Raw genomic sequence first — 13,643 nt, forward strand, 5'->3', positions numbered from 1 at the left:
CGAGAAAGACGCGTAGAGAATCCTATGGACACCCTTCCGCCGCCCACCCCGCGCACCGAGCCCACGGACGCGGACGTCGAGGCGTTCCAGCAGCAGCTCGGACGTCCGCCGCGCGGTCTGCGCGCGATCGCGCACCGCTGCCCGTGCGGACAGCCGGACGTGGTGGAGACGGCGCCGCGGCTGCCCGACGGCACGCCGTTCCCGACGCTGTACTACCTGACGTGCCCGAAGGCGGCGTCGGCCATCGGCACGCTGGAGGCCAACGGCGTGATGAAGGAGATGACGGCCCGTCTGGAGGGCGACCCGGAGCTGGCCGCCGCGTACCGCGCCGCGCACGAGGACTACCTCCGGCGCCGGGACGAGATCGAGGAGCTGACGGGCTTCCCGAGCGCGGGCGGGATGCCCGACCGGGTCAAGTGCCTGCACGTCCTGGTGGCCCACTCGCTGGCCGCCGGGCCGGGCGTGAACCCGCTGGGCGACGAGGCGCTGGCGATGCTGCCGGAGTGGTGGCGCAAGGGCCCCTGTGTGACCACGACGGAGAGCGGGGAGGACGGCCGGTGACCCGCGTAGCCGCCATCGACTGCGGTACGAACTCGATCCGCCTGCTGGTCGCCGACTGCGACCCGGCGACCGGCGAACTGGTCGACCTGGACCGCCGTATGACGATCGTCCGCCTGGGCCAGGGCGTCGACCGCACCGGCCGACTCGCTCCCGAGGCGCTGGAGCGCACGTTCGCGGCCTGCCGTGAGTACGCCGCGGTCATCAAGGAGCACGGCGCCGAGCGGATCCGCTTCGTCGCCACCTCCGCCTCCCGGGACGCGGAGAACCGGGCGGACTTCGTGCGCGGGGTGCTGGACATCCTGGGTGTCGAGCCCGAGGTGATCAGTGGCGACCAGGAGGCGGAGTTCTCCTTCACCGGCGCCACGCGCGAACTCGCCGGGCGTACCGACCTCACCCGGCCCTACCTGGTGGTGGACATCGGCGGCGGCTCGACGGAGTGCGTCGTCGGCGACGACCACGTACGCGCGGCGCGCTCGGTGGACATCGGCTGTGTGCGGATGACGGAACGGCACCTGGTGCGGGACGGCGAGGTGTCCGACCCGCCGACCGAGGAGCAGATCGCGGCGATGCGCGCCGACATCGTGGCGGCCCTGGACCTCGCCGAGGAGGAGGTCCCGCTGCGCGAGGCGCGCACGCTGGTCGGTCTCGCCGGTTCGGTGACGACGGTGTCGGCGATCGCCCAGGAACTCCCCGCGTACGACTCGACGGCCATCCACCACTCCCGCGTCCCGCGCACCAGGGTCCGCGAGATCACCGACTGGCTCCTCCACTCCACCCACGCCGAACGCGCCGCCGTCCCGTCCATGCACCCGGGCCGCGTCGACGTGATCGCCGCGGGCGCCCTGATCCTCCTCACGCTCATGGAACGCGTCGGCGCGGAGGAGGTCGTGGTGAGCGAACACGACATCCTCGACGGCATCGCTTGGTCGGTGGCGTGACAGGGGGGTCGCTGCCACACGGCTGAGCAGGTCGGGCGGCGTTTGAGCGGGGTGGAGGGGTGGATTCCGGGGTGGCGGCGACATGGCGTCGGGAAAGTTCGTGAAGTTCTTCACAAGGAATTGGGTGCCGGGGGGCGACGGCTAGGCCACAGGAGGCTGTTTCCGTGCCCCGGAGGGTCCCTTGTGGGGCGCGCCCAGAGGGTGTACGGGGGTCCCGGGCGGGCCCGGTCCTGAGGGGGAGCGGTGCGGTCGGCCGCCCTGCGCGGCAGCTCAGGCGGCATTGACAACGTGCCGCCCCGCCTCCTGGTTCCCGGCCCGGGGGCTGAGCTGGGGCACAAGGGCGGCGAAGTGTAACAGAGGTGCGTAGGAACCTTGTGAAGGGGCGCACGAGGTACCCCCCTGGGGCGGGTGGATACTCGATGCCATGAGCACCACGGAGCGTCCCAGGATCCTCGTAGTAGGCGGTGGGTACGTAGGTCTGTACGCAGCTCGGCGCATCCTGAAGAAGATGCGCTACGGCGAGGCGACCGTCACGGTCGTCGACCCCCGGTCGTACATGACCTACCAGCCCTTCCTCCCCGAAACGGCCGCCGGCAACATCTCCCCCCGGCACGTCGTCGTCCCGCTGCGACGCGTGCTGCCGAAGGCGGAGGTCCTCACCGGCCGGGTCACCACCATCGACCAGGACCGCAAGGTCGCGACGATCGCGCCGCTGGTCGGCGAGGCGTACGAGCTGCCGTTCGACTACCTGGTCATCGCCATGGGCGCCGTCTCCCGTACCTTCCCGATCCCCGGCCTCGCCGAGCAGGGCATCGGCATGAAGGGCATCGAGGAGGCCATCGGGCTGCGGAACCACGTCCTGGAGCAGCTCGACAAGGCCGACTCCACCACCGACGAGGAGATCCGCCGCAAGGCGCTCACGTTCGTGTTCGTCGGCGGTGGCTTCGCGGGCGCGGAGACCATCGGCGAGGTCGAGGACATGGCCCGGGACGCGGCCAAGTACTACAACAACGTCTCCCGCGAGGACATGCGGTTCATCCTCGTGGACGCCGCCGACAAGATCCTCCCCGAGGTCGGCCCGAAGCTGGGCGCCTACGGCAAGGAGCACCTGGAGAGCCGGGGCGTCGAGGTCTACCTCTCCACCTCCATGGACTCCTGCGTCGACGGCCACGTCGTGCTGAAGAACGGCCTCGAAGTCGACTCCCACACGATCGTGTGGACGGCCGGCGTCAAGCCCAACCCGGTCCTGTCCCGCTTCGGACTGCCCCTCGGCCCCCGTGGTCACGTCGACTGCCAGCCGACGCTCCAGGTCACCGGCACCGACTACATCTGGGCCGCGGGCGACAACGCCCAGGTCCCGGACCTCGTCGGCCGCAAGGCGGGCAACCCCAACGCCTGGTGCCCGCCCAACGCCCAGCACGCGCTGCGCCAGGCCAAGGCCCTCGGCGACAACGTGATCTCCGGGATGCGGGGCTTCCCGCAGAAGGACTACACGCACGCCAACAAGGGCGCGGTGGCCGGTCTCGGCCTCCACAAGGGCGTCGCGATGATCGTCATGGGCAAGATGAAGATCAAGCTCAAGGGCCGTCTCGCCTGGTACATGCACCGTGGCTACCACGGTCTGGCGATGCCGACCTGGAACCGCAAGATCCGCGTCTTCGCCGACTGGACCCTCGGCATGTTCCTCAAGCGCGAGGTCGTCGCCCTCGGCGCGCTGGAGTCCCCGCGCGAGGAGTTCTACGAGGCCGCGAAGCCCGCCCCGGCCCAGGTGAAGGCCACCGCCCCGGCCCCCGCCCCGGCCCCCGCCGAACAGCAGAAGGCCAAGGCCTCCTGACCCGCCCCCGCTGAACAGCCCGAGGGCCGCCCGCCATCCGTGGTGCGGGCGGCCCTTCGGCGTGCGGGTGCCGTCTGCCGTATTTTGCACAGCTGTGACGGGCGTGGGGGACTGCCCCGTGGCGGGTGGGGTGTTTACGTGGTGTGGGACATTCCGGGATCGCTGTCACGGAGGTGTGCGCCATGGCCGACGCCGCTTCGCGGCTGAAGGGGCTGCTCGAACAGATGCTGGGGGTGCCGCTCCCGGTGCGCGTGCGCGCCTGGGACGGCTCGCAGGCGGGGCCGCCCGGCGCGCCGCTGCTCGTCGTGCGCAACCGGCGGGCCCTGCGCCGCCTGCTGTGGAGGCCGGGCGAACTGGGGCTGGCCCGGGCGTGGGTGGCGGGGGACCTCGATATCGAGGGGGATCTCTACGCCGGGCTCGACGCGCTGTCCGGGCTGGTCTGGGACCGCGGTGAGGACGCCAGGACGCTCGGCCAGGCGCTGCGCGACCCGGAGGTGCGGTCCGCGGTGCGCGGGCTGTTCCGGCTGGCGGGACCCGCGCTGCCGCCCGCCCCGCCCCGCGAGGAGGCCCGGCGCCGCGGCCACCTGCACACCCGCCGCACCGACAGACGCGCCATCAGCCACCACTACGACGTCGGCAACGACTTCTACGAGATCGTCCTCGGGCCGTCCATGGTCTACTCCTGCGCCTACTGGGAGTCCCCGGACGGCGGCGACCTGGAGACCGCCCAGCGTGACAAGCTCGAACTCGTGGCCCGCAAGCTCGCCCTGAGGCCCGGTCAGCGCCTCCTCGACGTCGGCTGCGGCTGGGGCTCGATGGCCGTCCACGCCGCCCGCGAGCACGGCGTGAACGTCGTCGGCATCACCCTGTCGCAGGAACAGGCGGCGTACGCCCGCAAGCGGATCGCCGAGGAGGGGCTCACCGACCGCGTCGAGATCCGGGTGCAGGACTACCGGGACGTCCGCGACGGCCCCTTCGACGCGATCTCCTCCATCGGCATGGCCGAACACGTCGGCGCCGAACGCTACCTCGCCTACGCCCGGGACCTGTACGCCCTGCTGCGGCCCGGCGGACGGCTCCTGAACCACCAGATCGCCCGCCGCCCACAGCGCGACGAGTCCTCGTACCACGTGGACGAGTTCATCGACGCCTACGTCTTTCCGGACGGCGAACTCGCCCCGCTCGGCACCACCGTCACCCAGCTCGAACGGGCCGGGTTCGAGGTGCGGGACGTGGAGTCGATCCGCGAGCACTACGGCCTCACCCTGCGCCAGTGGGTCGCCAACCTGGAGGCCGACTGGCCGCGCGCCATGCGGCTGGCCGGTCCCGGCCGCGCCCGCGTCTGGCGGCTGTACATGGCGGCCTCCGCCCTCGCCTTCGAGCAGAACCGCATCGGCGTCAACCAGGTGCTCGCGGTACGGACTCCGGATGGCTCCGGTGACTCCGGGATGCCTCTCCGCGCCCGTGTCTGGAAGTGAGAGGGGACAGCGGCGGACCCCCGCCGCTGTCCCCTCCGTGCCTACTCCGACTTGATCGCCGTCAGCATGTTCAGGCGGGCCGCCCGGCGCGCGGGCCACAGGGCCGCCAGGACGCCGACCGTGGCGGCCAGCAGGAGGAAGAGCGCCATCCGGGTCCACGGCAGGACGAGTTCGTACGTCGCCATCCGGGTGCCCAGCAGCTCACCGGCCGCCCAGCCGAAGAACACGCCGAGTCCGATGCCGAGCACCCCGCCGAACAGGGAGATCACCAGGGACTCCAGCCGCACCATCCGCTTGACGCCCTTGCGGTCCAGGCCGATCGCGCGGAGCATCCCGATCTCCTGGGAGCGTTCGAAGACGGACATGGCGAGCGTGTTGATCACGCCGAGGACGGCGACGATCACCGCCATGGCGAGCAGGCCGTAGAGCATGTTCAGTATCAGCGTGAACATCCGGGCGATGTCGTTGGAGATGTCCTTCTTATCCTGCACCTTGATCGCCGGGTTGTCGCCGAGGGCCCGCTCCAGCCGGTCCTTGGCCGCGCCCGACGCGCCCCCGGAGGTCTTCACCATGACCTGCATGTCCGCCGGGTCGGACAGGTGCGGGGTGAGGGCGGCGCTGTCGAGCATGATGCCGCGGATCATCTCGTTGCCCTGGTAGACCCCGGCGACCGTGAGCCGCTCCTTCGCGCCGTCCTCGTAGGAGACGGTGAACGCGGAACCCGCCCGCCAGCCGTGCCGCCCCGCGGTGTCGTCGTCGACCACGACCCGCCCGCCGCCGACCTCGAAGGTCCCGCCGTCCACCGGCAGGTCGGTCAGCTCACCGATGGTCGCGCCGGTGACGCCGGTCAGGTACTCGGTCTCGCCGTCGATCCGGGAGGCGGCGTTGCGCAGCGGACTGGTCGCGGTGACCCCGTCGGTGGCCGCCAGCCGCTCGGCGACGTCGGGGGAGAGCGCGTTGCCGTTCGCCATGGAGACGACGTAGTCCGCGCGGATCGACGCCGACGCCATCTTGTCGATGGCCTGCTGGAGGCTGCCCGCCATCACCGTCATGCCGGTGATCAGGGTGAGGCCGATCATCAGGGCGGACGCGGTGGCGGCGGTACGGCGCGGGTTGCGCACCGAGTTCTGCCGGGCCAGCTTCCCGGAGACACCGAAGATCCGCAGGACGGGGGCCGCCGCCGCGACCAGCGGACGGGACAGCAGCGGCGTGAGGATGAAGACGCCGACGATGAGGAGGACCGCGCCGACGCCCATGGGGGCCTGGCCGTCCGAGCCGTCCATCGTGGTCGCGGCGAGGACGACGGCGACACCGGCGGCGGAGAACAGCGCGCCGAGGGTGTTGCGCAGCACCAGCGACTTGGTGGTGGCCCGCGCGTGCACACTGCTCATCGCGGCGACCGGCGGGATCTTCGCCGCGCGGCGGCCCGGCAGCCAGGCCGCGAGCATCGTCACCAGGACGCCCACCGCGACGGCGGTGCCGACCGTGCCGGGCGAGATCACCAGCGGACCGTCCGGCACGGTCGCGCCCAGCGTGCCCATCAGCGAGCGCAGCCCCGCGCCGATGCCGACGCCCGCGACCAGACCGGCCACCGCCGCGACGGCGCCCACCACGAACGCCTCGATCAGCACCGAACGGGTGACCTGGCGCCGGGACGCGCCGACCGCCCGCATCAGCGCCAGCTCCCGGGTGCGCTGGGCGACCAGCATGGTGAAGGTGTTGGCGATGATGAACGTACCGACGAAGAGCGCGATGCCCGCGAAGACCAGCAGGCCCTGCTTGAGCCCGCCCATCGACGCCGCGATCATCTCCGCCTGCTCGTCGGCGAGTTCGGCACCGGTCGTGGTCCGCGCGACGTCGCCGGGCAGCGCCTCGTCCAGCGCGGCCTTCAGCGCGGTCTGGCTGGTGCCCGCGGCGGCCTCGACGTCGATCTCGTCGTAGACGCCTGGCTCGCCGAACAGCTTCTGCGCGGTCGCCGTGTCGAACAGGGCGAGGCTGCCGCCCGCGGCCACGTTGCCGTCGTCGGTGGTGAAGACGCCGGTGACCTCCGGGGCGAGGACGGGGCCGTCCACGGAGAGCCGTACGGTGTCGCCGACGCCGTACCCGGTGCGCTTCGCGGTCTCGGCGTCGATGAGCACCTCGTCCGCGCCGCTGGGCGCGCGCCCGTCGACCAGCGGGTAGCGGGGGTCGTCGTCGCCCCAGTAGTTGCCGCCCTGCGACTGGAAGCCGTTGCCGATCAGGTCGCCGTCCTTGTCGGCGATCGCGGTGAAGCCGCGTACGACACCGATGGCGGAGGCCGCGCCCGGCACCCCGGCGCTGTCGTCGAGCACCGCCTCGGTCAGCTTCCGCCGCTTGCCGACCTGGTCGCCGCGGGCGTCCTGGTACTCCGGCTCGACGGCGACGTCGACGTGGTCGAAGCCCTTGGCCGAACTGTTCTGGTAGGCGTCGGAGATGGTGTTGGTGAAGACCAGGGTCCCCGACACGAAGGCCACGCCGAGCATCACGGCGAGGACGGTCATCAGGAGCCGGGCCTTGTGCGCGAGCACGTTGCGCAAGGCGGTACGGAACATGGGTGATCTCAGTCCAGGGGTACGGGGGTGGGGGGCGGGGCGTGGTCTAGCTGGTGCGTCCCTTGGCGTCGAACTGCTTCATGCGGTCCAGGACCGCCTCCGCCGTCGGCCCGTACACCTCGTCGACGATGCGGCCGTCCGCGAGGAACACCACCCGGTCCGCGTACGCCGCCGCCACCGGGTCGTGGGTCACCATCACCACGGTCTGTCCCAGCTCCCGCACGGAGTTGCGCAGGAAGCCCAGCACCTCGGCGCCGGAGCGGGAATCGAGGTTCCCGGTCGGTTCGTCGCCGAAGACGATGTCCGGCCTGGAGGCGAGGGCGCGGGCCACGGCGACGCGCTGCTGCTGGCCGCCGGAGAGCTGGGAGGGCCGGTGGCCCAGCCGGTCCGCCAGGCCCACCATGCGGATCACGGTGTCCAGCCACTCCTTGTCCGGCTTGCGCCCGGCTATGTCCATCGGAAGGGTGATGTTCTCCAGCGCCGTCAGCGTCGGCAGCAGGTTGAACGCCTGGAAGATGAACCCGATCTTGTCCCGGCGCAACCTGGTGAGCTGCTTGTCCTTCAGGGCGCCCAGTTCGGTGTCACCGATGCGCACGGAACCGGAGGAGAAGGTGTCCAGACCGGCCACGCAGTGCATCAGCGTGGACTTGCCGGAGCCCGACGGGCCCATGATCGCGGTGAACTCGGCCTGCTGGAAGGCGACGGAGACCCGGTCCAGTGCGACCACCTGGGTCTCGTCCTGGCCGTAGATCTTCGACAGCTCCGTGGCGCGGGCGGCCACGGCGGTGGTCGGCTGGGCGAGGGGGGTGGTGGTCACGGGGGGACACTCCTGTCGGGACGGCGGCGGTCGCTGGAGCCCCGCTTGAGACCGGCTCGGCGATCACTCCGCCGCGGCTCGCGCGCTGCTCGCTGGACCTCTCCATCGTCCCGACCGCACACCGCCGTGTAGTCACCCCCTGTTCGTGTTCCGGGGGCCGACTTGGGTCGGACTTCGGCCACGTCCGTCATACCTGGGGATGACGGCCCCCCTGAGGCCCACCCTTGTCCCCGCTGGCCTGATCTTGTCGAGAACGGGTGGAGCACCCCGGTCCCGGCGGTGAAATTCCGTCATTCCGCACACGCGGCGGACCGTCGCACGTCAGGCTGTTGGCAAGTGCGGATGGCGCGTCCCGAGTGCTGATGCACCCTCAGACATCAATAAAATAAGACAACATCGCTCCGCCCGTCCGCTGTTCGGGGGATGCGTCCCGATAGGCTCGGGGCGCTCGATGCGGAGCCCACGGCCTGCCCGGATGGTGGAATGCAGACACGGCGAGCTTAAACCTCGCTGCCCCTTCGCGGGCGTACCGGTTCAAGTCCGGTTCCGGGCACCTCCACGTCTACGGCCGACGGCTACGACGGCGCCAGACCCGCCTCCACGGCCGGTTGGCGCCGTCACTCGTCCGGTGGGACGGCATCCGGCCGCCGTGTCCGAAACCAGCGACCCATCCGAGCGTGAGCCGACCGGGGGCCCGGTTTTCCACCGGCGCCGGGTCCACCCGCGGTGGGCCATCGGCAGGGCGAAGAGGCAGGCGTTCAGCGCGCCGCGGAGCAGGACCGGTACGGACGTCCAGCGGGATCAGGGCGTACCCGAACCGGGTGAAGTTGCTCCCGAGCGTGCCGCCCGCCGCCCGTGACGCGACGGACGAGGCGGTGGCCAGCAGCGCGGCCGCGGTGGCGACGGCCACCGCGGCGATCCGTGCGCAGACGGGTACGGGTCTCCTCTGGTGGCCCCGTCACGCCGACATCGGCAGGCGCTGCTCGAACGTCCGGCCGCCGTCGCGGGACTCGTAGACCCCGCCCGCGGTGGCGGCCAGCAGCCGTTCCGCGCTGACGGCGGTCAGCGCCTGCGGCTGCCCGCCCGGCACGGTGCCGGTCTGCCGCCAGGTGGCGCCCGCGTCCTCGCTCAGGTGGAGGCCGCCCGACGGGTCGACGCCGTACAGGGTGTCGGCCGTCGGCCAGGACAGGTACGCCAGCAGTTGCCCGGAACCGGCGCCGAAGGTCCGGCCGCCGTCGGTGCTGGTGGCGACGCCGTCCTCGGTGGTGGCCAGCACCCGGTCGGGCTCCTCGGGGCTGACCGCGAGGTCCAGGGCGGCGAGTCGGGCCCGGTCGTCCCACGTCGTGAGGTCGGTGCTGACGCGGAGGGTGCCGGTGGCGCTGTCGTAGCCGTAGACCGTCTTGTCCGTGTATTCGAGGGAGTGGAAGTCGGTGGCGCCGCCCAGCGAGAGCGTCTTCCAGGTCCGGCCGGAGTCCGTGGAGCGGAGCAGGCCGCGGTTGCCGTCGTCGTCACTGCCCGCGGCGGGGTGGCCGCTGCCGAGGAAGGTCCTGGGGCCGATGACGGTGAACCCCATGTAGTCGGCGGTGTCGCCGACCCGGCGGGCCGCGCCGTCCCCGGTCACGGCGAGGACGCCCTCGTGGGTGGCGACGTACAGGCGTCCGTCGGCCGGGTCGACGCCCAGGCCGTGGACGTGGCTGACGGCGAGGGAGGTGGCGGAGCCGGGGTCGGAGCCGGTGCCGGTGGCGTCGGTCGAGCAGGCGGTCAGTACGGCGGCGAGGACGGCCGCGGTGGCGGTGACGGCGGTGGCCGTGCGGGAGTGCTTCTTCATGACGGTCTCTCAGGTGTCTCTGCGGGGCGCCAGGGGGCGCGGGACATGACGGTGCGCCGTGGACCCCCGTCGCGGTGGACGCGGCGGAGGGCACGGCGGGGTCCTGTCCTAGACCCGCAGGAGTTGGAGCCGGGCCAGCGAGGGCGGCGCGGGACCGCCCTGCGGCGAGGAGACCGCCATGCCGGTGCCGCCGACCCGCGTCAGCGTCCGCGCGCCGGGGTCGGACAGCGGGACGGGCAGGACCGGGCCGTCGCCCACGGCGCCCGAGGCGCAGTGCACGTCGGCGTGCCGGGCGTGCCCGGAGTCGGCGTCGCCGCTGTGGCAGGCGGACGCCCCGTCAGCGTCCTCGTCAGCGTCCCCGGTGGCGTCCGTCACAGCGGCGGCGGCGCTGTGCGCGTGCGCGGGCGAGGCCGAGACGGCGTGCTGGCCTCGGGGAGAAGGCACACCGCCGGGGCCGAGGGCGTGCATCCCGAGCAGCCCGACGAGCAGCCCGAACACCAGCAGCGCGGACCACCGCAGCGGTGGCGCCGACGCGCGGTGAGGCCGGGCACGGGCGGACATGGCGGTCATGCTACGCCCGGTGACCGGCGCCGGCTCGCGGCGGAGACGCTTCGCGCGTACGTGCGGAGGACTTCCCTCCGCGAACGTCGGGGCGGTGCGCACCATGTGAACAGGCGTGTACCCGTACCCCGCCCACTCGTCGGAGGGGACGACCGACGCGCACCACCGTCGGCATCATCGGAGCCGGTCCCGGGTTCCCGGCCGACTGATCCGTACGGGGCAGGAGTGGAACCCGCCAGTGGCGGGAATCACTCGTGCGCGTAGCGTGTTCTCCAGCACGGTGAGGGAAAGATCCTTCCCAGGCACTAGGGTCATTCTTTTGCCTTTCCATTACTCTTGAGCCAAGGCCGCGCAGTGTGGCCATGGAGGAGTGAAATGAGGAGCAGCAACCCGGTCTTCTCGCGACGGGGGTTCAGCCGCGACAACGGCTACGCGGGCTTCAACACCGCGCCGCAGGCCGGGGGAGCAGCTGTCGGCACGCAGGGCAACCCCTACGCCCAGCCGCAGGCCGGCAACCCGTACGCGCAGAACCCCTACGCACAGCAGGGCCTCCAGCCCGGCGTCCCGCCGCAGGCCCCGGTCACCACCGGCCGGATGACGATGGACGACGTCGTCATGCGCACCGGCACCACGCTCGGCGTTCTCGTCGTGACGGCCGCCCTCGCGTGGGCGCTGCTGCCGGTCGACGACGCCAACATCGGCCGCTCGTACGGCATCGCCATCGGCGCCGCCCTGCTCGGCATGGTGCTGGCGCTGGTGCAGTCCTTCAAGCGCACGGCGTCGCCCGCGCTGATCCTGTCGTACGCCGCCCTGGAGGGTGTCTTCCTCGGCGTCGTCTCCAGCGTCGTGGACAACCGCATCGCCGACGGCGCGGCCATGCAGGCGGTGATCGGCACGCTCGCCGTCTTCACCGCGGTGCTGATCGCCTACAAGGCGGGCTGGATCCGCGTCAACCGGCGCTTCTACGGCTTCGTGATGGCCGCGGCGCTCGGCTTCGTGATGCTCATGGCGGTCAACCTGCTGTTCGCCGTCTTCGGCGGCGGTGACGGCCTCGGCTTCCGCAGCGGCGGCCTCGGCATCGCCTTCGGCATCATCGGCATCCTGCTCGGCGCCGCCTTCCTCGCCCTGGACTTCAAGCAGGTCGAGGACGGCATCACCTACGGCGCCCCGCGCGAGGAGGCGTGGCTCGCCGCGTTCGGCCTCACGATGACGCTGGTCTGGATCTACCTGGAGTTCCTGCGGCTCATCGCGATCCTCAACAGCAGCGACTGACGCCGACAGTGTGTGCGAAGGGCCCCGGGCGCACGCCCGGGGCCCTTCGGCGTGTCCCAGCAGAACAGATGCGCGCTCAGAGCAGTTTGCGCGCGGCCCTCCTCAGGTCGTACTCGTGAATGATCGCTTTGGCGTGGCCGTACGCCAGGTTGTGCTCATGGCGCAGCCAGCTGACCTTCTCCTCGAAGCGGAAGAGACTGGGGCCGTCCTCGACGGTGCGCAACCAGTCGGACACTTCACGGCCGGTGCAGTGGGGGATGCGGGCGAGCAGATTGCGATGGGTCTCCTCGGAGAAGACTTGGGACATCGGCGCCTCCGGACGCAGGGGATGTAAGCCGGTCCTTCAGGTCACCGTGCCTGAGCGTTCGCCCGTTGGCAACAGCCCGGGTGGGGTGCGTAGGCTCGCGCCGTGGTGGATACGACGTCTTTGATCCATGCCGTTGACCATTTCGCCGACCGGCTGCGGGCCGCGCCGCAGAGTCGGCTCCAGCGGGGTGCCGCGGCGGAGGCGCTGGCGCTGGCCCGGGAGTTGGCACGGTGGTCGCAGGCCCTTGAGGCGCCCGGGGCGGAGCCCCGGGTGATGCCGGACGCGGGGATGTTCGCGGCGGCCGACCAGGTCACCGTGGCGGGGCGGGACTTGGCCGTCGTCCTGACGACGGACGAGGACGTCGCCGAGGCGGTGCGGGCGGTGGAGGAGGCGCAGAAGCGGGCGGGGGTGTGAGGGCGGGGGCGGCGCGGGGTCAGAGCGACGCTATGACCCGGTCCGCCAGGATGTAGACCTTCTCCTCGCCGCACGCGAACGTCAGGGTGTACGCGCCCGAGATGCCGGAGCCGCCCAGCAGGACCGGCGTCTCGCCGGTGCGCAGGGCCGCGGCGAGGCGTTCGGCGGTCTCGCGGTGGCCGGGGGTCATGCACAGGGTGGTGCCGTCGGCGAAGACGTAGACGTCGAGGGTGCCCAGCGGGCCGGGGCGGACGTCGGTCAGCTCGGTGTGGGAGGCGGCGAGTTCCTCCAGGGTGGCGACCGTGCGCTCGTGGTCGTTCACCACCGGTGACGGGTTCGGCACGAAGTCGGGGTGCGAGGGATGGCGGCGGCGGGCCGCGGCCAGCTCCGGGGAGTCGCTGGGGGCCCCTCCCTGGACGTAGTCCCTGGGGGAGAAGTCGTCGGGCTCGGGGCCGGGCTCGGTGACCGGCTCCAGGCCCGCGAAGTCCGCCTGCCGGGGCAGGAACAGCTCGCCGTCGGGCACGCCGCCCAGCAGGGTCGGGGTGTCCGGGGCGTCGCGGGCCTCCTGGGCGGCCCAGAAGGCGCGGGCCTCGGCCAGCTCGCGCTCGCGTTCCTCGGCGAGGGCCTCGGCGACGGCGGCGCGTATCTCGTCGGCGTCGGCGGCCCGGCGGGCCGCGGGCACCACGGCGCGGGCGGTGCGGCTAGCGACCAGTTCGGCGTGCAGGGCCGTGAACTGCCGCCTCAACTGCAACAGGGTGCGCAGGACGGCGACGCCCACGGCGCCCGTGGCGGCCGTGGTGACCAGCAAGGCGATCGGCATGGCGCTCACTGACGTACTCCCGGTTCAAGGTCGACCCCCGACTTCCTACATCAGCTTGATGGGTGAACTAACCAGCTGTCAGTGCGTAACGTCACGAATCGGACAGGGGGCTGGGTCGGCTGTTACCCCGTGGACTGCGCTGACCTGCGTGGTTACTGGGATGAGGGAGATAGGTCACATCCTGGGGGAGATTGCATCACAAAGCGGCCCGGCGTCCAGGGGTATCCCGGACTCCGGGCCGCT

12 protein-coding genes and 1 tRNA gene are annotated in these 13,643 nt (G+C 71.9%); 7 read left to right on the forward strand and 6 right to left on the reverse strand.

The window, feature by feature from the left end:
- Window positions 1-24 precede the first annotated feature (24 nt).
- From ABZ659_RS10525 to ABZ659_RS10540, 4 genes are all read left to right on the forward strand, one after another.
- Window positions 25-561 (forward strand): DUF501 domain-containing protein, encoded by a 537-nt coding sequence (locus ABZ659_RS10525; RefSeq protein WP_360216075.1) that lies wholly within the window; start codon window positions 25-27, stop codon window positions 559-561.
- Complete coding sequence (locus ABZ659_RS10530) at window positions 558-1,499, forward strand: Ppx/GppA phosphatase family protein (protein ID WP_360216078.1); 942 nt, start codon at window positions 558-560, stop codon at window positions 1,497-1,499. Before ABZ659_RS10525 ends, ABZ659_RS10530 begins: the two co-directional genes overlap by 4 nt.
- A gap of 424 nt (window positions 1,500-1,923) precedes the next feature.
- Entirely contained in the window at window positions 1,924-3,333 is a 1,410-nt protein-coding gene (locus ABZ659_RS10535) for an NAD(P)/FAD-dependent oxidoreductase (RefSeq protein WP_360216081.1), read from the forward strand.
- Between the two features lie 182 nt (window positions 3,334-3,515).
- Window positions 3,516-4,811 (forward strand): cyclopropane-fatty-acyl-phospholipid synthase family protein, encoded by a 1,296-nt coding sequence (locus tag ABZ659_RS10540; RefSeq protein WP_360216084.1) that lies wholly within the window; start codon window positions 3,516-3,518, stop codon window positions 4,809-4,811.
- 41 nt (window positions 4,812-4,852) lie between these two features.
- Here the strand turns inward: ABZ659_RS10540 and ABZ659_RS10545 are convergent, their stop codons facing one another.
- Together ABZ659_RS10545 and ABZ659_RS10550 are read right to left on the reverse strand one after the other, a co-directional pair.
- On the reverse strand, window positions 4,853-7,381 hold the full coding sequence (locus ABZ659_RS10545; protein WP_360216087.1) for an FtsX-like permease family protein: 2,529 nt from the start codon (window positions 7,379-7,381) through the stop codon (window positions 4,853-4,855).
- Between the two features lie 46 nt (window positions 7,382-7,427).
- Window positions 7,428-8,198: an ABC transporter ATP-binding protein gene (locus tag ABZ659_RS10550; protein WP_360216090.1), complete on the reverse strand. Its 771-nt coding sequence runs from the start codon at window positions 8,196-8,198 to the stop codon at window positions 7,428-7,430.
- A gap of 469 nt (window positions 8,199-8,667) precedes the next feature.
- Here ABZ659_RS10550 and ABZ659_RS10555 point away from each other — a divergent pair.
- Window positions 8,668-8,751, forward strand: a tRNA-Leu gene (locus tag ABZ659_RS10555).
- Window positions 8,752-9,156: 405 nt separating this feature from the next.
- On the opposite strand, the gene ABZ659_RS10560 is transcribed toward ABZ659_RS10555, so the two are convergent.
- Both ABZ659_RS10560 and ABZ659_RS10565 read right to left on the reverse strand, forming a co-directional pair.
- Complete coding sequence (locus ABZ659_RS10560) at window positions 9,157-10,026, reverse strand: F510_1955 family glycosylhydrolase (RefSeq protein WP_360216093.1); 870 nt, start codon at window positions 10,024-10,026, stop codon at window positions 9,157-9,159.
- A 108-nt stretch (window positions 10,027-10,134) separates the two neighbouring features.
- The gene (locus ABZ659_RS10565; RefSeq protein WP_360216096.1) at window positions 10,135-10,587 is read right to left on the reverse strand and encodes a DUF6153 family protein; all 453 of its coding nucleotides are present in this window, start codon (window positions 10,585-10,587) and stop codon (window positions 10,135-10,137) included.
- 375 nt (window positions 10,588-10,962) lie between these two features.
- On the opposite strand from ABZ659_RS10565, the gene ABZ659_RS10570 reads away from it, so the two are divergent.
- Window positions 10,963-11,859 (forward strand): Bax inhibitor-1/YccA family protein, encoded by an 897-nt coding sequence (locus ABZ659_RS10570; RefSeq protein ID WP_360216099.1) that lies wholly within the window; start codon window positions 10,963-10,965, stop codon window positions 11,857-11,859.
- 76 nt (window positions 11,860-11,935) lie between these two features.
- On the opposite strand, the gene ABZ659_RS10575 is transcribed toward ABZ659_RS10570, so the two are convergent.
- Window positions 11,936-12,166, reverse strand: coding sequence for a DUF4287 domain-containing protein (locus tag ABZ659_RS10575; RefSeq protein ID WP_360216102.1), 231 nt, complete (start codon window positions 12,164-12,166; stop codon window positions 11,936-11,938).
- 102 nt (window positions 12,167-12,268) lie between these two features.
- On the opposite strand from ABZ659_RS10575, the gene ABZ659_RS10580 reads away from it, so the two are divergent.
- Window positions 12,269-12,580 (forward strand): hypothetical protein, encoded by a 312-nt coding sequence (locus tag ABZ659_RS10580; protein ID WP_360216105.1) that lies wholly within the window; start codon window positions 12,269-12,271, stop codon window positions 12,578-12,580.
- Window positions 12,581-12,599: 19 nt separating this feature from the next.
- On the opposite strand, the gene ABZ659_RS10585 is transcribed toward ABZ659_RS10580, so the two are convergent.
- Window positions 12,600-13,409, reverse strand: a complete 810-nt coding sequence (locus ABZ659_RS10585) for a hypothetical protein (RefSeq protein ID WP_360216108.1) — start codon at window positions 13,407-13,409, stop codon at window positions 12,600-12,602.
- Window positions 13,410-13,643 lie beyond the last annotated feature (234 nt).

The organism is Streptomyces sp. NPDC006997 (genome assembly GCF_040635175.1).
GTDB lineage: Bacteria > Actinomycetota > Actinomycetes > Streptomycetales > Streptomycetaceae > Streptomyces.